The 18,937-nt window shown below is 74.0% G+C and carries 16 protein-coding genes and 1 pseudogene; 5 read left to right on the forward strand and 12 right to left on the reverse strand.

Annotated elements, in window-relative coordinates; all coding sequences use genetic code 11:
• The first annotated feature begins 17 nt into the window (after positions 1-17).
• The 3 genes from ACZ5WG_RS16255 to ACZ5WG_RS16265 all read left to right on the forward strand — a co-directional run bounded on the left by ACZ5WG_RS16255 (position 18) and on the right by ACZ5WG_RS16265 (position 3,017).
• Positions 18-1,157: a hypothetical protein gene (locus ACZ5WG_RS16255; protein ID WP_468723662.1), complete on the forward strand. Its 1,140-nt coding sequence runs from the start codon at positions 18-20 to the stop codon at positions 1,155-1,157.
• Between the two features lie 123 nt (positions 1,158-1,280).
• Complete coding sequence (locus ACZ5WG_RS16260; RefSeq protein ID WP_468723664.1) at positions 1,281-2,180, forward strand: SDR family oxidoreductase; 900 nt, start codon at positions 1,281-1,283, stop codon at positions 2,178-2,180.
• Between the two features lie 36 nt (positions 2,181-2,216).
• Positions 2,217-3,017 carry a hypothetical protein gene (locus ACZ5WG_RS16265; protein ID WP_468723666.1) on the forward strand — a complete coding sequence of 267 codons (801 nt, stop codon included), beginning with the start codon at positions 2,217-2,219 and terminating at the stop codon, positions 3,015-3,017.
• Here ACZ5WG_RS16265 and ACZ5WG_RS16270 read toward each other — a convergent pair.
• From ACZ5WG_RS16270 to ACZ5WG_RS16290, 5 genes are all read right to left on the reverse strand, one after another.
• The gene (locus ACZ5WG_RS16270; RefSeq protein ID WP_468723667.1) at positions 3,004-3,837 is read right to left on the reverse strand and encodes an enoyl-CoA hydratase/isomerase family protein; all 834 of its coding nucleotides are present in this window, start codon (positions 3,835-3,837) and stop codon (positions 3,004-3,006) included. The genes ACZ5WG_RS16265 and ACZ5WG_RS16270 overlap by 14 nt on opposite strands.
• 57 nt (positions 3,838-3,894) lie before the next feature.
• Positions 3,895-4,659, reverse strand: coding sequence for a PIG-L deacetylase family protein (locus ACZ5WG_RS16275; protein ID WP_468723668.1), 765 nt, complete (start codon positions 4,657-4,659; stop codon positions 3,895-3,897).
• Positions 4,660-4,701: 42 nt separating this feature from the next.
• The gene (locus ACZ5WG_RS16280; protein WP_468723927.1) at positions 4,702-6,006 is read right to left on the reverse strand and encodes an alpha/beta fold hydrolase; all 1,305 of its coding nucleotides are present in this window, start codon (positions 6,004-6,006) and stop codon (positions 4,702-4,704) included.
• 331 nt (positions 6,007-6,337) lie between these two features.
• Positions 6,338-7,423 (reverse strand): S-(hydroxymethyl)mycothiol dehydrogenase, encoded by a 1,086-nt coding sequence (locus ACZ5WG_RS16285; protein WP_468723670.1) that lies wholly within the window; start codon positions 7,421-7,423, stop codon positions 6,338-6,340.
• 73 nt (positions 7,424-7,496) lie between these two features.
• Positions 7,497-8,447, reverse strand: a complete 951-nt coding sequence (locus ACZ5WG_RS16290) for a LysR substrate-binding domain-containing protein (protein ID WP_468723672.1) — start codon at positions 8,445-8,447, stop codon at positions 7,497-7,499.
• A gap of 71 nt (positions 8,448-8,518) precedes the next feature.
• Here ACZ5WG_RS16290 and ACZ5WG_RS16295 point away from each other — a divergent pair, with 71 nt between their 5' ends.
• Both ACZ5WG_RS16295 and ACZ5WG_RS16300 read left to right on the forward strand, forming a co-directional pair.
• Positions 8,519-9,430: a dihydrodipicolinate synthase family protein gene (locus ACZ5WG_RS16295; protein ID WP_468723674.1), complete on the forward strand. Its 912-nt coding sequence runs from the start codon at positions 8,519-8,521 to the stop codon at positions 9,428-9,430.
• Positions 9,431-9,805: 375 nt separating this feature from the next.
• Positions 9,806-10,552, forward strand: a complete 747-nt coding sequence (locus ACZ5WG_RS16300; protein ID WP_468723676.1) for a transglycosylase SLT domain-containing protein — start codon at positions 9,806-9,808, stop codon at positions 10,550-10,552.
• Positions 10,553-10,649: 97 nt separating this feature from the next.
• Here the strand turns inward: ACZ5WG_RS16300 and ACZ5WG_RS16305 are convergent, their stop codons facing one another.
• The 7 genes and pseudogenes from ACZ5WG_RS16305 to ACZ5WG_RS16335 form a co-directional block, all read right to left on the reverse strand.
• A complete protein-coding gene (locus ACZ5WG_RS16305) occupies positions 10,650-11,255 on the reverse strand; it encodes a response regulator (protein WP_468723678.1) in 606 nt (201 codons plus the stop codon).
• Complete coding sequence (locus ACZ5WG_RS16310; protein ID WP_468723680.1) at positions 11,252-12,544, reverse strand: sensor histidine kinase; 1,293 nt, start codon at positions 12,542-12,544, stop codon at positions 11,252-11,254. The genes ACZ5WG_RS16305 and ACZ5WG_RS16310 overlap by 4 nt, the downstream gene beginning before the upstream one ends.
• Positions 12,545-12,547: 3 nt before the next feature.
• Positions 12,548-13,270: an ABC transporter permease gene (locus ACZ5WG_RS16315; RefSeq protein WP_468723928.1), complete on the reverse strand. Its 723-nt coding sequence runs from the start codon at positions 13,268-13,270 to the stop codon at positions 12,548-12,550.
• On the reverse strand, positions 13,270-14,220 hold the full coding sequence (locus tag ACZ5WG_RS16320) for an ABC transporter ATP-binding protein (RefSeq protein ID WP_468723930.1): 951 nt from the start codon (positions 14,218-14,220) through the stop codon (positions 13,270-13,272). The genes ACZ5WG_RS16315 and ACZ5WG_RS16320 overlap by 1 nt, the downstream gene beginning before the upstream one ends.
• A 139-nt stretch (positions 14,221-14,359) precedes the next feature.
• On the reverse strand, positions 14,360-15,280 hold the full coding sequence (locus ACZ5WG_RS16325; RefSeq protein ID WP_468723681.1) for a squalene/phytoene synthase family protein: 921 nt from the start codon (positions 15,278-15,280) through the stop codon (positions 14,360-14,362).
• A 66-nt stretch (positions 15,281-15,346) separates the two neighbouring features.
• Positions 15,347-17,050 (reverse strand): serine/threonine-protein kinase, encoded by a 1,704-nt coding sequence (locus tag ACZ5WG_RS16330; protein ID WP_468723682.1) that lies wholly within the window; start codon positions 17,048-17,050, stop codon positions 15,347-15,349.
• Positions 17,051-17,077: 27 nt separating this feature from the next.
• Positions 17,078-18,628 (reverse strand): annotated as a pseudogene (locus ACZ5WG_RS16335) (peptide-N4-asparagine amidase); the annotation flags it as partial.
• Between the last annotated feature and the right edge of the window lie 309 nt (positions 18,629-18,937).

Raw genomic sequence — 18,937 nt, forward strand, 5'->3', positions numbered from 1 at the left:
CAGTGAGCGGAATCGGGATGAGGAACGTGACGGCCGCGGCGGGGGCCGCCGCCGTGCTCGCGGGGCTGATCACCGCCGCCGGACCGGCCGCCGCCGCGGCCGGTACGACGGCGTGCAGCCCGGCCATCGAGCTGCTGCCCGCCCTGCCGGGGACGAGCGGGGGCGCCGTGGCGGGGTTCGGCACCGGCGGCCTCGTGGTCGGCGAGAGCGGCGACCGGCCCGCCTACTGGACGGGCGCCGAGCACACGGTCCACGCCGTCCCGCTGCCCGCCGGCTTCGACCGGGGCAGCGTCAAGGCCGTCAGCGCCAAGGGCCTGATGGTGGGCACCGCCACGCGCAACGCGGACCACGCCAGGGTCACCTTCACCCACCAGAAGGGCGCCGCGACCTCCGAGGCGCTGACCACGCCCGTCGCCGAGGGCCGCGCCGTGGACATCGACGTCAACGAGTCGGGCCGGGTCGTCGCCGTGGACAACGGCGTCGCCAAGGAGTGGGTGAACGGCACGGCCGTGCGCGAACTGCCGGTTCCCGCCGACGCGATCCCCGGCACCAAGGTCGTCTCGCTGAGCGGCATCAACAAGCGCGGTGACATCGTCGGCACCGCCAGCGGCTCCTACTTCGACGCCGAGAACGACATCGAGGTCACGAAGACCTTCCCGGTCGTGTGGCCCGCCGGGGGCGGCTACCCGCCGTACAGCCTCCAGGTGTGGAACGGCTACCACTACTCGTTCTCCACGATCGGCCGGGACATCGACGACCGCGGCCGCGTGGTCGGCCTGGAGGACTACTACTACCGCAACGACCCGCGGCTGACCCCTGCCGTCTGGACGAAGCCGTACGACGCGCTGCCCACCGACCCGGGCCGCCCGGCCGGCTTCGGCCACCTGGAGTTCAACGGCAGCAGCCCGACCACGAACGTGGCCGTCGGCACCGCCACCACCTTCGAGGAGAGCTGGCCCAGCTACTTCCAGGCCGTCTACTGGCCCGGCCGGGGGACCCCGAAGGCGCTCCCCTTCCCGGCGGGCGCCCCGGGCTCCGTGCCGCTCAGCCGTGCCTTCGCCGCCACCGACGACGACCGGGTCGGAGGCAGCGTGAGCGACCGGGAAACCGGCGCGGGCAGTGCCGTCATCTGGACCTGCGCGAGCAAGCAGGCATAGGCGGCGGCCGGTGGACCGGTGGATCAGGGCCCGGCCCTGATCCACCGGCCACCCCCTGCACACCGCAGAGTTGATCCCGTCCCGGGCATGGTGATCTCGGCGCCCGCGCGCTATGGATGCCCCATGACGGACGAGATCCCGCGCGGGCTGCCCGCGCCCCCGCCGCTCGGCACGACCGCGCTGCCCCCCGGTACGTACGGCGGGCAGGTGGTCCTCGTCACTGGCGGCGGAACCGGGCTGGGCAAGGCCATCGCCGCCGAGTTCGCGCGGCTCGGCGCGGACCTGGTGATCGCGGGCCGGCGCGCCGAACAGCTGAAGGCGGCGCAGGAGGAGTTGGCGGCCCTGCCCGGCGCGGGCCGGGTGACGTCCGCCGTCTGCGACATCCGGGACCCGGAACGGATCGCGGAGGTCTTCGACACGGCGGAGGCGGCCCTCGGCCTGCCGGACGTCCTGGTCAACAACGCGGCCGCCAATTTCCCCTGCCCGGCGGAGGACCTGTCGCCGGGCGCCTGGCGGGCGGTGGTCGACACCACCCTGACCGGCACCTGGTTCACGACCCGCGAGTTCGGCCGCCGCCACCTCGCGGCCGCGACACCCGGGTCCATCGTCAGCATCGGCGCCTCGTACGCCTGGACGGGCGGACCGGGCTTCGCCCACAGCGCGGCCGCCAAGGCGGGGGTGAAGAACCTGGTGGAGACGCTCGCCGTCGAGTGGGGCCCGTACGGCATCCAGGTCAACGGCCTCGTCCCCGGCCTGTTCCCGCACGCCGACATGACCGAGGACATCCGCGGCGGGCTGGAGCGCGCCGCACCCGACGCGAAGGACTCACGCCAGCCCGCCCTGCGCGTCGGCGCCCCGCGCGAACTCGGCTGGGCCGCCACCTTCCTGGCCTCGCCCTTCGCCCGGTTCATCACCGGCCACACGCTGGTGGTGGACGGCGCGAACTGGCAGCGCCGCGCCCTGGTCAACCCCGAGGTGATCCCGATCCGCACCCAACTGGGGCGCGGCCCGTTCACCCCCTGAGTGCCGGCTGTCAGTGGCCGGTGCGAGGATCCGGTCATGTCTCTCGCCGATCTGACCCTGGACAACTGGCGTTCGCTCGACCCGGCCGCCGCCGGGCGCATCGCCCATGAGGCCGCCGCGCAGGCGGGCGGCCGCGTGGTGCTGCTCGACACCGTCGAGCACCTGGGCGGGCCGCTGCACCGCGTACGCATCGAGCGCCGGGGTCAGGAGTTCGCCCTCATACCCGGCGGGCCGGCGCGGCTGGGCTTCGATACGGACGCGTGGGTGCCGACGCCCGCGCAGAGCGCCGACTACGCACAGAGCGCGGACGAGGGGTACGGGTACGAACTCGGCCTGAAGGCCTATCTCGCCGAGGTGCTCAGCCCGGTCCGTACCGCGACACTGGCCACCGTGCTCATGGCCGTGGAGGACGAGACGCTGACCGAGCGCCCGGACGCAATGCCCGGGGTACTCGCGGCGCGCGGGCTGCGGATGCCGAGCGCCGACGAGTGGGAGCACGCCTGCGGGGCCGGGGCGGGCACCCTGTTCCGGTGGGGGAACGAGTGCCCCCTGGACGAGCCCTCGTACGGGGGCGACGGCGGCCTGCGGCACGAACCGAATGCCTTCGGGCTGCACATCGCGTACGACAGCTACCGCGCGGAGCTGAGCAGCGACCCGACCGCGGTGCACGGCGGTGACGGCGGCGAGGCCGTCTGCGGCGGATACGGCGACCTCCTCGCATGGCTGCCGCTGGCCACCGCCGGCCGCAACCCGTCCATGGCCGAGTTCGCGTACGGACCGGACGGCGAGGGGATGTACGCGGAGTTCTCGACCCGGCCCGTGTTCAGCCTCCGCTGAAGTGCGGCGGGCGGCGGGCCGCCTTGGCGGTGTAGCCCTCCCGGCAGTCCTCGGAGGTGAGGGTGAGGGCCGCCGTCATCGCGACGCGGTCGAGGGCCGGGGCGAGGGCGGCGTCCGCGTAGGCGTCGATCGCACGCTTGACGCCCTGTACGGCGAGGGGGGCGTTGGCCGCGATCTCGGCCGCCAGTGTGCGGGCCGCGGCGTCCAGCTCGGCCGGGGGGACGACCAGTTGGACCAGGTTCAGGCGGTGCGCCGTCGCGGCGTCGATGCGGCGGCCGGTCAGCGCCAGGAACTTCGCCCAGCCGGCGCCCGCCTCGCGGGCGATCCGCAGGTCGCCGCCCGCGTCCACCGCCACGCCGAGCTGCGCCTCCGGCAGGGCGAACACGGCGTCCTCGGCGGCGACGCGGAGGTCGGCCATCAGGGCCAGTTCGAAGCCGAAGCCGAGGCAGTAGCCCTGTACGGCGGCCACCACCGGCTGCGGGAGCCGGGAGAGCACGGCGAAGCGCTCGTGGACCCAGCGGATGCCCTCGTAGTAGTTGCGGGTCCGCTCGGCTGCCGTCACGCCCGTGATGTCGCCGCCGGGGGCGGTCACGTCGATGCCCGCACAGAAGGCCCGGCCCTCGGCGCGCAGCAGGACCACCCGTACGTCCGGATCGAAGCGGATCCGGTCCGCGAGCAGGCCCAGCTGGCGGGTGGACTCCCAGCTCCAGCCGTTGAGCCGGTCGGGGCGGCAGAGGGTGAGGACCGCGGTCCCGTCCGCGACCTCCAGACGGATGCGCTCCTCGCCCTCCGCGATGTCGTTGCCGATGGTGTCGATCACCGAGCCGACCCGCCCCCCGCCGAAAACTGATGAACCGTCAGCTTAGGGGCGCGGGGCTCAGCGCGGGAAGACCTCGAACGTCACCGCCGGGCGGCCGCCGAAGCGCACCGACGCCTGCTGGGCGAAGCCGGTGAGGAAGTTGCGGCAGTACTCCTCCGGGTCCTGGTCGGTGAGCACCTCGATGTACGCCTTGTGCTCCATCAGCGACTTGATCGAGCGTTCCAGGCCGGGTCCGGCGTCGGCCGCGTGCGTCGGAGTCGAGGACCCGGCGACCGCGACCCAGCGCACCCCGTTCCAGGGCTCCAGGCCGTGCTCGGAGATGAGCTCGGGGAAGATCCACCGGTTGCCCGCGTCGGCGGCGGCGTCCAGGGTGGCCCGGCCGACGGCCTTGTGGTCGGGGGTGTTCCAGTACCCCCCGCCGCCCTGGCCGCCCCAGGTGTCGCGGTGGTTGAGGGTGATGAGCAGTTCGGGGCGGTGCCGGCGGATGGCGGCCGCGATGTCCCGCCGCAGGTCGAGGCCGTACTCGACGATGCCGTCGCGGTGGTCGAGGAACTCCACCGTGGAGACCCCGACGACGGCGGCGCTCGCGCGCTGCTCGGCCTCGCGCAGCGGGGCGCACTCCTCGGGCGGGATCGTGTCGATGCCGGCCTCGCCGCGCGTGGCCAGGAGGTAGACGACCTCGCGGCCGCCGTCCGTCCAGTCGGCGATCGCCGCGGCGCCGCCGTACTCCAGATCGTCGGGGTGGGCGACCACCGCGAGGGCGCGCTGCCAGTCGGTGGGCATGGGCTCCAGGGGCGCGGGCTGGTCCAGTTGTTCGGTCATGCCTCGCACAATAGACGGACCCCGCGCACCGGAAGCGGGGTTCTAGACCTCGTCGCGTACGAGGGCCAGCAGGTGGTCGAGGACGCGGGGGCCGCCGGCGCGTACGCCGTCGTGCTCGAACTCGTCCGTCACCCAGGTGCGCAGGCCCCGGATCGCCCGGGCGGTCTGCAGGGAGTGCGCGGTGTCCACGTACATGTCGTCGTGGTAGACCGCGGCGGCCACCGGCACCTCGTTGGCGGCGAGTCGGGCCGGGTCGTACAGGGGCTGCCAGCCGGTACGGGCGGCCAGCAGCTCGGCGGTCTCGCGCAACGGGGCCAGCGCGGGGTCGGCGGTGAAGTGCCAGGGGTGGATGGTCTCGCCGGTGAAGAGCAGGGGCCCGTCGCCCGCGAGGGTCTTCTCGGCGTCGAAGCCGGGGTGGCCCGCGCGGACGCGTTCGGCGGCCCAGGCGGTGGGTGCGGCCGGGACCTGGGCGTAGATCGGCTCGTGGAGCAGGGCGTAGAGGGGGTGCGCGGCGAAGGAGAGCAGTCCGTGGACGCCCTCCAGGAAGGCGTCGGAGAGGGCGGGACCCGCCGCGGTGGGGACGAAGGCGTCCTCGAGGAGATGGTGCAGCCGGTGGCTGCCGTCGCCGGTGCCGAGCAGGATGCCGAGGGACTGGAACGCCGCGGCGGTGAGGCGGTAGCCGCCGGGGAGTTCGGCCGGGCGCTCTACGAGGTGGGCGGCGATGCGGCGGGCGCGTTCGACGTCCATCGGGTAGCGGGCGTAGTGGGCCAGGTTCTTCCGCTCGATGCGGGGGTACGCGGCTTCGTACACCTCGTCGGCGGTGGCGGTCAGGGACGGGAGGCCGCCGGTGATCAGGGCGGCGGTCAGGCCCCCGGGGGCGGTGGAGAGGTAGTGGGTGGTGCAGAAGCCGCCGAAGCTCTGCCCGAGCACGGTCCAGGGCGCGCCGCCGGTCAGCCCGGGGCGGATGGCCTCGGCGTCGCGCACGATGGAGTCGGCGCGGAAGTGGGCGAGGTACTCCGCCTGCTGCGCGGGGGTGCCGCGCAGGGGCAGGGTCTGCCGGTTGGCGGGGGTGGAGCGGCCGGTGCCGCGCTGGTCGAGCAGGAGGACGCGGTACTCGGTGAGCGCCCGCTCCAGCCAGGCCTGCCGGCCGGTGAAGCGGCGGGCGCCGAAGCCGGGGCCGCCCTCCAGGTAGAGCAGCCAGGGCAGGGTCTCGGGGTCCTTGCCGGTGGCGACGGCCTCGCGGGCGTACAGCTCGATGTGCTCGCCGTCCGGGCTCGTGTGGTCGAGCGGGACGGTGAAGCGGTGGTCGGTGAGGACGACACCGGGCTGGCGGTAGCTGCGGTCGATGGTCACGAACGGCCCCTGGGTGTGCGGCTGCCCCGGGCGGATCGCGACCGGGTCACGGGTCTGGCGGCCCGGCCGAGTGTAGTACGGACCCACCGACCACCATGCACCTTACCGGCGGCGGCCGAGGGCCTGCCTGGACCGGCCGGCCCGGCCCCGGTGCAGGGAGGCCGGGGCCGGGCCGGGCCGCATCGATGCAGGGCCGGGCGGGTGCCGGGCGGGGTCTAGGTCGTGTCGTCAAAGTCCCTCCCCCAGCTACCGCTGGGAGGTGCCCCCAGGCTGGCGGGGCCTGGCACGCCCTTCCGGGCGGCCGACGCTACTTCGACGACACTCCCTAGAACTCGACTACCGAGCGGAGGACCTCGCCCCGCTCCATCCGTGCGAAGGCGGCTTCGACCCCGTCGAGCGGGATGGTCTCGGACACGAAGGCGTCCAGGTCGAGGCGGCCCTGGAGGTAGAGGTCGATGAGGAGCGGGAAGTCGCGCTCGGGCAGGCAGTCCCCGTACCAGGAGGACTTGAGGGAGCCGCCGCGGCCGAAGACGTCGAGGAGCGGGAGTTCGAGCTTCATCTCCGGCGTCGGCACGCCGACCAGGACCACGGTGCCGGCCAGGTCGCGGGCGTAGAAGGCCTGCTGGTAGGTCTCGGGGCGGCCCACGGCGTCGATGACCACGTCCGCGCCGTTTCCGCCGGTGAGCCCCTGGACGGCCTTGACCACGTCCTCCGTGCGGCCGTTGACGGTGTGGGTGGCGCCGAGGCCCCGCGCCCACTCCAGCTTCCGGTCGTCCAGGTCGACGGCGATGATCCGGGAGGCGCCGGCGAGGCGGGCACCGGCGACGGCCGCGTTGCCCACTCCCCCGCAGCCGATGACGGCGACGGAGTCGCCCCGTCCGACGTTGCCGGTGTTCAGGGCGGCTCCGAGGCCGGCCATCACCCCGCAGCCGAGGAGTCCGGCGGCGGCCGGCGCGGCGGCCGGGTCGACCTTGGTGCACTGACCCGCTGCGACCAGGGTCTTCTCGGCGAACGCGCCGATGCCGAGTGCCGGGGAGAGCGGGGTGCCGTCCTCGAGGGTCATGGGCTGCGTGGCGTTGTGCGTGTTGAAGCAGTACCAGGGGCGGCCGCGCTTGCAGGCACGGCAGGTGCCGCAGACCGCACGCCAGTTGAGGATCACGAAGTCGCCGGGCGCGACGGAGGTGACGTCCGGGCCGACGGATTCGACGATCCCGGCGGCCTCATGGCCCAGCAGGAAGGGGAACTCGTCGTTGATGCCGCCCTCGCGGTAGTGGAGGTCGGTGTGGCAGACCCCGCAGGCCTGCACCTTGACCAGGGCCTCGCCGGGCCCGGGGTCGGGCACGAGGATCGTCGTCGTCTCCACCGGTGCGCCCTTGCTCCGGGCGATGACCCCTCGTACTCGATGCGTCACGTCGTACCCCGCTCTGGTCGGATCTGTCTGGATCAACGAACGTACACGGCGGCGGCGGTGGAGGGGAGTTGTGTCACGCCGCGGAAGCCGGAGTCTCGAGTTCCGGTGGCACGGCGGCGCGAAGTGCCGCCCCGAAGGCCGCCACGGCCGGATGGGCGGCGGCGCCGCTGCGGAAGGCGACCTTGGTGCGGCGCTCCATCAGGAGACGTGTGAGGGAGACGGCCGGGCCGGCGGGCCCCATGACGCCGAGCTGCGGGACCACCGCGACGCCCTGGCCGGCCGCGACCAGGGCGAGCACGGTGGGGAACTCGTCGACCTGGTGGCGGATCCGCGGCGTGAACCCGGCGGCCTGGCAGGCCCTCAGGGCCATGGCGTGGCAGAGCGTGCCGGGGGTGCCGGTGATCCAGGGGGCGTCGGCGTGGGCCCGCAGCACGGAACCCTGGTCGGCGCTCCGCTCGGCGGTGGCCACGCCGGTGGCGTCCGCCGTCGTTCCCGTCGGGGCGGCCAGGTACATCGCCTCCCGGTACAGAGGCTCCGTGGCGAGCCCCGGCTCCTTCTGCGCGGGGACGAAGTCGTACTCGTGGATCAGGGCCACGTCCAGGTCCCCGGCGCGCAGCGCGTGCGCGACCGCCGCCGGGTCGGTCTCCGACACCATCGGCTCCAGCCCGGGATGGCGCCGGGCCAGTGCGACCAGGGCGGCCGGGACGATGGCCCGGATGGCGGTGGGGAAGGCCCCGATGCGCAGGGCGCCAGCCAGGCCGCTGCGCGCCTCGGCGAGTTCGGCGTCGGCCATTTCGAGCCGCTCCAGCACGGCCTCGGCGTGCCGGACCAGGTTCTGTCCGGCGGGCGTGAGCCGGACCCGGCGGCCGGTGCGCTCGAGCAGCGGCAGGCCCGCCTCGCGTTCGAGGACGCCGAGTTGCTGGGACACCGCCGAAGGGCTGAAGGCCAGGGCCTCGGCCACGGCGGCGATGGTCCCGCGGCGGGCGAGTTCGCGCAGCAGGCGCAGGCGTCGTACGTCGAGCATCGGATCAGCTTACGGTTCAGGTAAGGAACGCGAACTGGATTTGATGCTCGGGGCAGATGAAGCTCGTGGGCATGGCACAGGACCTCTCCCTCCATGGGATTCACGTACCGCTCGTCACCCCCTTCACACGCGCCGGGGACGTCGCCGCCGACGCCCTGGAGGCACTCGCCCACGCGGTGCTCGACGATGGCGCCACCGGGATCGTCGCGCTCGGCACCACCGGCGAGCCCGCCGCCCTCGACGAGGCGGAGCGCGACCTCGTCACCGACGTCTGCGCCCGGGTCTGCCGGGAGCGGGGCGCGATGCTGACTGTGGGCGCCGGGGCGAGCGGTACCCGGGCCGCCGAGGCGGCGCTCGGCCGGCTGGCGAGGTGGCCCGAGGTGCGGGCGGCGCTGGTGACGGTGCCGTCGTTCGTGCGGCCCGCGGCGGCGGGCGTGCTGGCGCATTTCGCGCGGCTGGCCGCGGTGAGCCCCGTACCGCTGGTCGTCTACCACATCCCGTACCGGACCGGTCAGCCGCTGGACGCGGCCGCGCTGCGGGCGCTCGGGGAGCTGCCCGGGGTGGCTGGGCTGAAGTACGCGGGCGGCGGCATCGGCGAGGACGCGGTGGAGCTGCTCGGCGGGCTGCCGGACGGGTTCGCGGTACTGGCGGGCGACGACGTGTACCTGTCGCCGCTGCTGGCGCTGGGTGCGACGGGCGGGATCCTGGCCTCGGCGCACCTGGCGACGACGCGGTACGCGGAGCTGACGGCCGCCTGGCAGGCCGGGGACGTGCCGCGGGCGCGCGCCCTGGGCCACGGGCTGGCCAGGCTGTCGGCGGCGCTCTTCGCGGAGCCCAATCCGGTGGTGGTCAAGGCGGTGCTCCACGCCCGGGGCCGGATCCCCACACCCGACGTACGGCTCCCGCTGCTGCCGGCGGGCGAGGAGGCGGTGTCGGTGGCGCTGGCGCGACTGGCGGAGCTCGAGGTCGTGTCGGGACCATGACGGGCATGCCGGGAAGGGCCCACTGTGGGCGATTCACAAACAACGGGCGAGATGCCCGAATCAGGCATGCGTATGGGCGACTTGTCCGTTTCCTCGGCGGGCTTCGGGAGCTCGTGATGTGAGTCACTCGAATAAGGGCAACATCATTTATCCGGAGGCGGCTATTCCCTTTTCCCCGAAAGGAATTTCGCCATTCCCGGAAGGTGCCCCCAAGGTCGTTTCCGACCCCGGTACGGGCAAGTCGATCACCCGGTGGAATTCAAGCCTTGTTCCGGCCCGGCGAGCTCGCTTACGGTCACGTCGTTCCCAGCGGGCAGCTTCCTAAACCGGTCGCCGCCAGGGATCCCCCGCACCCCGCACGTGAGGAATTCCGCCATGCCCGGACTCGGAAAGCACCGTCGGCCGAAGCAGCGCCCGATCGCCCGCAAGCTGGCCTTCGCCGGCACCGGCGGCGCCGCCCTCGCCCTGCCGCTGATCAGCGCGACCACGGCCGGGGCGGCCGTGACGCAGCCGGCTTCGGCGCCCGCCGTGACGACCGCCACGCTGCCCGTCGTCAAGCCGGCGGCGGAAAAGGCGGCTGCCGCCCTGACCTATTCGGTGACCGTCGGCGACACGCTTTCGAAGATCGCTGTCGAGCATTCGGTGAGCGGCGGCTGGCAGGCCCTCTACGAAACCAACCGGAACGCCATCGGCACCAACCCCTCGATCATTCGCCCTGGGCTCAAGCTGAGCCTCGGCGCGGCGGCGAAGGCGGCCGTCGCGAAGGCGACGACCGCTGCGGCCAAGCCCGCCACCACGTACGCGAACAACCTCGACGGGTGGATCCGGCAGTCGCTGGACATCATGGCCCAGCACGGAATCCCCGGCAGCTACAACGGCATTCACCGCAACGTGATGCGCGAGTCCTCCGGCAACCCGCTGGCCATCAACAACTGGGACTCCAACGCCGCGGCCGGCATCCCCTCCAAGGGCCTGCTCCAGGTCATCGACCCGACTTTCCGGGCCTACCACGTGCCCGGCACGTCCACGGACTCGTACGACCCGGTCGCCAACATCACGGCCGCCTGCAACTACGCGGCCGCCCGCTACGGCTCGATCGACAACGTCAACGGCCCGTACTGACCCGGCAGCAGGCAGGGGCCGCTCCGCTCGGGAACCCCGCGGCCCCCGCATCCTCCGCGTCTCCCCCACGCCTCCCCGTGGCACCCCGTCCGCGCCGTCAGAGCCAGCCCTGGCGGCGGGCCGCTCGGACGGCCTCCATGCGGTTGCGGGTGCCGGTCTTGCCGATGGCCGAGGACAGGTAGTTCCGTACCGTCGACTCGGACAGGTGGACCCGGGCCGCGATGTCGGCCACGGTGGCCCCGTCGACCGCGGCGTTCAGTACGTCGACCTCGCGCGCGGTGAGCGGATTCGGGCCGGCGCTGAGCGCGGCGGCCGCGAGCGAGGGGTCGATCACGGTCTCCCCGGCGAGCACCCGGCGTACCGCGGCGGCCAGTTCCTCCACCGGCCCGTCCTTGACCAGGAACCCGGCGGCCCCCGCCTCCATCGCCCGGCGCAGATAGCCGGGGCGCCCGAAGGTGGTCAGGATCAGCACCCGGCAGTCGGGGCAGCGCGTGCGCAGCTCGGCGGCGGCGTCGAGCCCGCTGCGGCCCGGGAGTTCGATGTCGAGCAGGGCCACGTCCGGCCGTTTCGCGACCGCTGCGGGCACGATCTCGTCCCCGGCGCCGACCTGCGCCACGACCTCGATGTCCTCCTCCAGGCCGAGCAGCAGGGCCAGCGCGCCGCGCATCATGCCCTGGTCCTCCGCCAGCAGGACCTTGATCATCGGCTCTCCTCGTTCTCCGGAATCTCCGGGTGCTCTGCGCTCCCCCCGCCTTCCGGTTCGGCCGGCTCCACCGGGAGCTCGGCGGTGACCCGGAAGCCGCGGCCCGGGCCCGGGGCCGGACCGCCGACGAGCGTGCCGCCCGCCGCGGCGAGCCGTTCGGTCAGCCCGGTCAGGCCGCTGCCCGGCGGGGTCGAGCCTACGCCGTTTCCGTCGTCGGTGATCATCAGGCTGACCCGTTCCGCGGAGCTGCGTACCTCGATCTCGCACGTGGTCGCGCCGCTGTGCCGGATCGCGTTGGTGGCGGCCTCGCGGACCACCCAGCCGAGCAGGGCCGCCGCCTGCGGGGGCAGCGGGGGCCCGGACTGCCGTACGACGGGCTCGATCCCGGCGGCGGTCAGCGCGCCGCGGGCCCGGTCGAGTTCGGCCGCGAGGCTGGCCTCGCGGTAGCCAGTGACGGCCTCGCGGATCTCGGTGAGCGCCTGGCGCCCGACCGACTCGATGTCGGCGACCTGGACGAGGGCCGCATCCATGTCCCGGGGGGCGATCCGGCGGGCCGCCTCCGATTTCACGACGATCACCGAGAGGGTGTGGCCGAGCAGGTCGTGCAGATCGCGGGAGAAGCGCAGCCGCTCCTGGTCCACGGCGGCCCGCGCCAGCTCCTGCCGTGTCTCGCGCAGTTCCTTCACCGTCTCGGACAGGGCGAGGATGGCCGCGGTGACCATGCCGGACACGAGCGTCCCGTAGGCGATGCCGAGGGTGTCCCAGCCCTCGTCCATTCCCGCGATCGCCCCGGCGAGGGCGGTGACGACGAACATCACCGGGCCGAGCTTGCGTCCCCGGACCACCGCGCCGGTGGCCAGGCCCCACAGCGGGAAGAACAGCAGCCAGTTGCCGCCGTAGGCGAGGGCGAGGGCGCAGGTGACGGCGCCGAGGGCGGCGAGGCACCAGCGGGTGCTCGCCGCCTCCCGTGCCCGCCGGTCGAAGGCGCGGAACACCAGGGTGATGTAGAGGGAGTTGAAGACCAGCAGGCCGAGGGCGCCGATCCAGGGGTTGGGGGTCTCCCCCTTGATCACGTTGGAGATGGCGCCCATGCCCAGCAGCAGCCACGGCAGCAGCGCGAAGGCATTGGTCGGGCCCATCGGGCCGCGGCCGTGGCCGGGTGCCTCCCCGCACTCCCTGCGCCTCTTCTCCCGCGCCCGCCATGCGGCCTTGCGGGCCGCCCAGTCGGCCTTCCAGTCCTCCTCGTTCCCCTGCCTGCCGTGCCTCTTCATTCCCGTTCCCTGCTTCATGCGTTACACCGTCCTCGCGGACCGACGGTACGAGAACACCGCGTACGAGCCGAACAGCAGGCCCCACACCGCGAGTACGGCGACCGCGCTCAGGCCGGGGGCGGCACCTGCGGCGAGGGACTGGCCGATCTCGGCGAAGCGGCGCGTGGGGGTGAAGCCGGAGAGGGAACGCAGCCAGTCCGGGAACAGCTCGACCGGGAACCAGAGTCCGCCGACGACGGAAAGGGCGAGGCTGCAGCCGACGTTGACCACGCCGGTGCTCTGGGAGGTGAGCCGGTAGCCGTTGCCGATGCCGAGCAGGGTGAACGGGAGCGCGCCGAGCCACAGGACGAGGGCGACGGCGGCCCACTGCCAGGCCTCGAGCCGGACTCCGTTGACGAACGCCCCGGCCGCGAGCACGGCGGCGATGGCCGGCAGCACGATCACCGAGCCGGTCAGGGCCCGGCCGGCCACCACCTGGCGCGGGGTCATCGGGGTGACCCGCAGCTGGCGCAGCCAGCCGATGCCCTTGTCCTCGGCGACGCCGTTCCCGGTCGACAGGGCCGCGCCCAGGGCCCCGTAGGCGGCCATGGCCACCATGGAGGCCGTCTTCCACTCGCCGGCGCCGGCGTCGGTGCCGAGGTTGGTGAAGAGAAGGTACATCAGTACCGGCATGCCGATGCCGAAGACGACGAAGCCGGTGTCGCGCAGGGTGCGGCGGACTTCCAGCCGGACGTAGGCGGTGATCATCGGGCGCTCCCTGCGGCGGTGTGGGTGTGCGTGGGGGTGGGGGTGTGGGACTCGGTGAGGGCGAGGAAGGCGTCGTCGAGCGAGGGCGCGGTGACCTCGATCCCGCGGACGGCGCCGAGGCGGGCGAGGGCGACGACCGTCGCGTCCGGGTCCTCCGTACGCAGCCGCGCGCGGTCTCCCCGTACCTCGACGGAGACCACCCCGGGCAGTTCGCCGAGACCCTCGGTGGGGCGCCCGGCCAGGTCGACGGAGACCAGCGACCCGCCGGCGGCGCGGCGCAGCTGCTCCCCCGTGCCGTCGGCGACGATCCGGCCGCCGTCGACGACCACGATCCGGTCGGCGTGGGCGTCGGCCTCCTCCAGGTAGTGCGTGGAGAACAGGACGGTGTTGCCGCGCCGGGCATAGCCGCGCATGGACTCCCAGAAGGCGCGGCGGGCCTCCACGTCGAGGGCGGCGGTCGGCTCGTCGAGCACGATGAGCTCCGGGTTGCCGGCGAGGGCGACGGCGAACCGGACGCGCTGGGCCTGGCCTCCGGAGAGCCGGTCGATGCGTCGGCCGGCGAGGTCGGTGAGCCCGGCGAGCTCCAGCGCCTCGGCGACGGGCAGGGGGGCCGGGTAGGTCCGGGCCACGAAGCCGACGAGCTCGCGCACGGTGATCCGCGGTACGGCGCGCCCCTCCTGGAGCATCGCGCCCACCCGGCCGCTCCGGACCGCCTGCGCGGGGGTCTGCCCGAAGAGCCGTACGCTGCCCGCGTCGGGCTCGTTCAGGCCGAGCAGCAGGCTGATGGCGGTGGACTTGCCGGCGCCGTTGCGGCCGAGCAGGGCGACCGTCTCGCCGCGCCGGACGTCGAGGTCGATGCCCGCGACGGCGTGGACGGGGCCGAAGGACTTGGCGGCGTGCCGGAACCGGATGGCAGGCTCGTCGTTCGGCGGCTTCGCGGTCTGCATCGGCCGCGTCGTCTGTGTGGTGGGCATCGTCTGCGTCATGCCCACCACGCTATGGACCGGGCGGGGTCCCCCGGCAGATCCGCATGTACGGACCCCACCAGTACAAATGTCCCGACCCGGCGGCCCCGGACCTCACCGGCTAAGCGCCCGGCCGCGGACGCGGCCTTCCGGCGCGGGCGCGGATCAGGGTGCGGACGGGGGCCGCCAGGCCGTAGCCGACGTCCTTGCGCAGGGCCCGGACGCCGGCCCGTTCCACGGCGGTCAGCTGGTGCCCCATGAGCTCCGTCATGGTGGCGATCACCGGGCGCAGGCCCGGCTCGACCAGGTCGAGGATGCCGTCGGTGGCGTCCAGGGCGGTCCGGGCGAGCCCGGTTTCGGCGGCGAGGAGCGCACGTACGGCCGAGGTGTCGCGGGCCTGTTCGAGGTCGGCCCGGGTGACGGAGTGCTCGGCGAGGCGGGCCCGCGGGAGGCAGAGCCGGCCCTCCGCGAGGTCTCCGGCGAGGTCGGCGAGGAAGTCGACGCGCTGGGCGGCGTCGACGAACCGCCGCCATCCGGCGGCCTGTTCCTCGTCGGGGCCGCCCCGGTACTGGAGTCCGGTGAACACGAGCACCCCGGGCCAGGCGTAGGCGTCGAGGTAGGCCTGGAAGTCCTCCTCGGTCTCGAAGCCGTCGAAGCAGGCCTCGGCGGTGGCGGCGCCGGCCAGGAACCGGGAGACCCAGTGCTCGGGCAGGCCGCGGGATGCGACGGCGTGGGCGTACGCACGCAGCAGCGGGTCGGGGCTGTCGCCGGTCTTCAGGGCCGCGTCCACCTGCCCGGTGAGTGCGGTCAGACCGGCGGATCGTTCCTGCGGGGTACCGGTCTCGGCCACGTCGTCGACCAGGTTCATGAAGCCCACCCCGGCCGTCAGCCAGGGCACCAGCGGCGGCGCGGCGAGCAGGCGCAGCGTCAGGTACGGGGCCGGCTCGCGGCGCAGCACCCGGCGGGCGACGCTCGTGTAGTCGTCGCGCAGCCGGGGGTCTGAGATACCGGCCGCCGTCAGGGTGGTGCGCCAGCTGGGCATGGTGGTCGTACTCCTCGAACCGTGAAGGGCCGTACGCAGGTACGGCATGCGTACGGGTACACGATGTCAGGAGCGGTAGACCTTCTTCACGTTGCCCTGGGTGTCGGCGTAGACGTAGCCGCCCTGCCCGTACTCGTCGCTGAGGTAGGGCCGCATGGACAGGGAGGCCGGATCGAGGAGCCAGGGCTCGACGATGACGTAGCGGGAGGTCGGGTTGGCCACGCCGAGCTCCTGCTTGGCCCGGTCGAGGAGGCCGGGCAGGGCGTCCCAGTTGACGGCCGCCATGTCGATCAGCGGCTCGTCCGGCTTGACGGTGCCGCCGGGGCCGGTGCGCTTCGCCTCGCCGTCGCGGTACTGGTAGCGGTCGTAGGTCTTGGCTCCGGGGCCGGTGGGGATGGAGGCGAGCACGTACTCCTCGTAGACCGTCATCTCCACGAACTCGGTCGTGCCGGACTTCTGCTTGAGGGCCTCGAGCGCGGTGCGCACGTTGGCGGGGGTGAGCAGGCTGCCCTTGGGGGCGGCGACCGGGCTGCCGGCCGACTTGGGGAGGCTCGGCTTGGGACTGGAGGCGGTGGAGGGGCCCGTACTCGCAACGGTGTCACCGCCCTTCGCGGCGCCGCTGCCGCCCGCGCCGTCGGGCATCCACTTGACGAGCCCGATCACGCCGCCTGCCAGGACCAGGGCGAGGAGGCCGCCGAGCAGCGCCGGGCGGCGGCGCGGGGCGTGTACCGCCGGGACGGGCGCGGTGGCCGAGTACGGGGACCCGCCCCCGGGGGTGAACGGCGCCGCCGGCGCGTAGGGCTGCGGGATCTGCGGCTGCGCGGGCCGGGTCTGGCCGATGCCGATACCGATCCCCGGCTGCGGGTTCGGCGGCCCGTACTGGCCCAGGACGACCAGAGGCACGACCGGCGTGGCACCGCCGAGAGCAGTGCTCGCATCCCGGAGCAGCCGTTCCAGCTGCGCCGCGTCGGGCCGCACGGACAGGTCCCGAACGAGCAGCCGTTCCAGTACGGGCCCCAGCGGGCCGGAGCGCACCGGAGCCGGGATCGGCTCGTCGAGCACGGCGACGACGGTGGCCAGGCTGGTGGCACGGCGCAGCGGGTGGACCCCCTCCGCGGCCACGTAGAGCAGCATGCCCAGCGACCAGAGGTCGGAGGCCGCCAGGCCTTCCTCGCCGCGGGCCCGCTCCGGGGCGATGTACTCCGGCGAGCCGATCAGCACGCCGGTGGAGGTGAGGGCGGTCGAGCCGTGCAGGGCGGCGATGCCGAAGTCGGTCAGCACGGCCGAGCCGTCGGGGCGCAGCAGCACGTTGGCCGGCTTCACGTCGCGGTGGAGCACCCCCTCGGCGTGCGCGGCCCGCAGCGCGGACAGCACGTCGAGGCCGAGCCGCAGCACGTCGGCGACCGGCATCGGCCCCGACTCCAGCTTGTCGTGCAGGGAGCCGCCCTTGACCAGCTCCATCACGATCCACGGGTGCCCGTCGGTACCGGCCGCGGGCTCGACGATGTGGTGGATCGTCACCACGTGCGGGTGCGCGAGCCGGGCGAGCGCCCGTGCCTCACGGATGGCACGTTCGCGCAGCTGGACGGTGAGCCCGGGCTGGGCGGCGGCGGTCGCCGGGTCCGGCGGGCGCACCTCTTTCAGGGCGACGTCGCGGTGCAGTGCGATGTCGCGGGCGCGCCACACCGTGCCCATACCGCCGGCGCCCAGGGGCGCGATCAGTTCGAAGCGGCCGTCGACCAGCTGTCTGCCGGCCTCACTCATGTCCATGGCCGGTCATCGTAGGCGCCGCCGGTGTCAGCAGCGTCGGCGGTCCACCGTCACCGTGCCCTGGACGGTGGTCAGCGTGCGGTCGTAACAGCCGTGCCCGGCCTCCGTCCCGTACAGCTGGTAGCGCTCGGAGCCGGTGCCGACCGCGTGCCGCTGCTCGCGCGGGACGTTCGCCGTGTAGGCGGCGTCGCCCGTGTACCGGTCGTCGAGCCGGGTCCGGTCCACGGTCCGGCCGCCGCGCAGGGTGGTCGTCTCGGCGCGGTCGCCGAGTGCGATGACGGTGCGCAGCCGGTCCCCGGTACCGAGCGTGGTCTCGCCGTCCATCGTGTACGTGCGTGCGGTGCGGACGGTGGTGGGGCCGCGGGTGACGCTCTCCTCGTCGGTCCACGTGGCGGTCAGGGCGTCCTGGTTCTCGCCCTCCGTCCAGCGGTGCACGGAGGTGTTGTGGACGGCGCGGGTGACGGTGGTGGTGACCCGGCCGTGGGAGGTGTCGAGGCGGCCGGCGACGGTGAGGCGGTGGCCGCCCTCGGTGTCGAGGCGGTGCTGCGCACCGGGCGTACCGGGTGCGGCGGGCGTCCAGCGGGTGGAGTTGGCCGGCTCGCCCTCCTCGTGCCGGGTGAGGGAGCCGGTGACGACCGTGCGGCCCTCGTCCTGCCACAGGAGGAGGTTCACCGGGGTGCTCCAGCCGCTCTGCCCGGCCGGAACGCCGGCGACGGACACCTCGATCCGGTGCGGGCGGCCGTCGTTGAGGAGGGCGGCGTACGGGGTGAGGTCGTAGACGATCGGCTGGACGTCGAAGGCGCGGGGCGCGGGGGTGACGTACCAGAGGAAGGGGTTCGACCAGCCGCCGGTCCACACGGTCGGGAAGGGGGCCGCGATGCCGGCGAGCCGGCCGTCGACGGAGATCCGGACCTCGCGGTACGGGCCGTCGGCGGCCTTGCACGAGTACGGGGCGGCGTCGGGGGTGGTCATGTACCAGTACTCCTCGCAGCCGCCGCCGGAGCCGGTGGCGTACACCTCGGCGAGGAGCCGCTCGGTGTTGCGCGGGGTGGTGACGGAGGGGGTGGTGAGCGGGAGGACGCGGTCGGGAGTGTCGGGGGCGGGGGTGTGGCGGTCCGGGTCGGCGGCGTAGAAGGTGAGGGTGACCTTGACGTCGATGACGCCGGTGTAGGTGTCGTTGACGACGTTGCCGATCAGCATCTCGACGGGCTGCGGCCGGCTGAGGGTGTCGCGGTAGCGGGTGACGTCCTTCTCGACGGACCAGGTGATGCCGTCGGGCGAGGGCTCGGGAGTGGAGGTCCGCAGGATTTCGACGCCGCCGAGGGAGAGGTGGCCGAGGCGGTCGTACTGGCGGCCCTTGACCTTGCCGTCGAGGCGCAGGACGACTTTGGCCCAGGACCCGCTGCCGCATGTGGCCGGGGGCGTGTAGTTCCCCAGGTAGGGCGTGTAGTCGCGGAACTGTGCCTCGGCGAGGGTCACCTCGCACGACCGGGTCGCGGGGCGGGCGACGGGCGGGGCGGCGGTGAGGGGGTCGTGCCAGTCGGTCCCGAACTCGGGGGGCGGCTCGGCGCCGGCGCCGGGTCGGGGCGCGGCCGAGCCGGCCGCCGGGACCGCCGGGTCCCCCGGAACCGTTTCGGTGGCGCGGTGGGCCCCGCCCGCGCGCGCGGTGGCGTCGGCCGCGGCCGCGGGTCCCGCGGTGCCGGCCAGGGTGCCTGCGGCGAGCGCGAGCGCGCCGAGCAGGCCCGTGATCCTGTGTCGTCTCATGGCCCCGCAGTGAATCCCGCCCGACCGGGTGGACACCAGAGCTCCTGTCCCGCCCCTGGCCGGATCTCGCCCCCCGGGCGGAACGCGGCTTCGCCGGTCGCGACCGGCTCCTCCGCCGTGCCC

It is taken from the genome of Streptomyces sp. NPDC032745 (genome assembly GCF_055579465.1).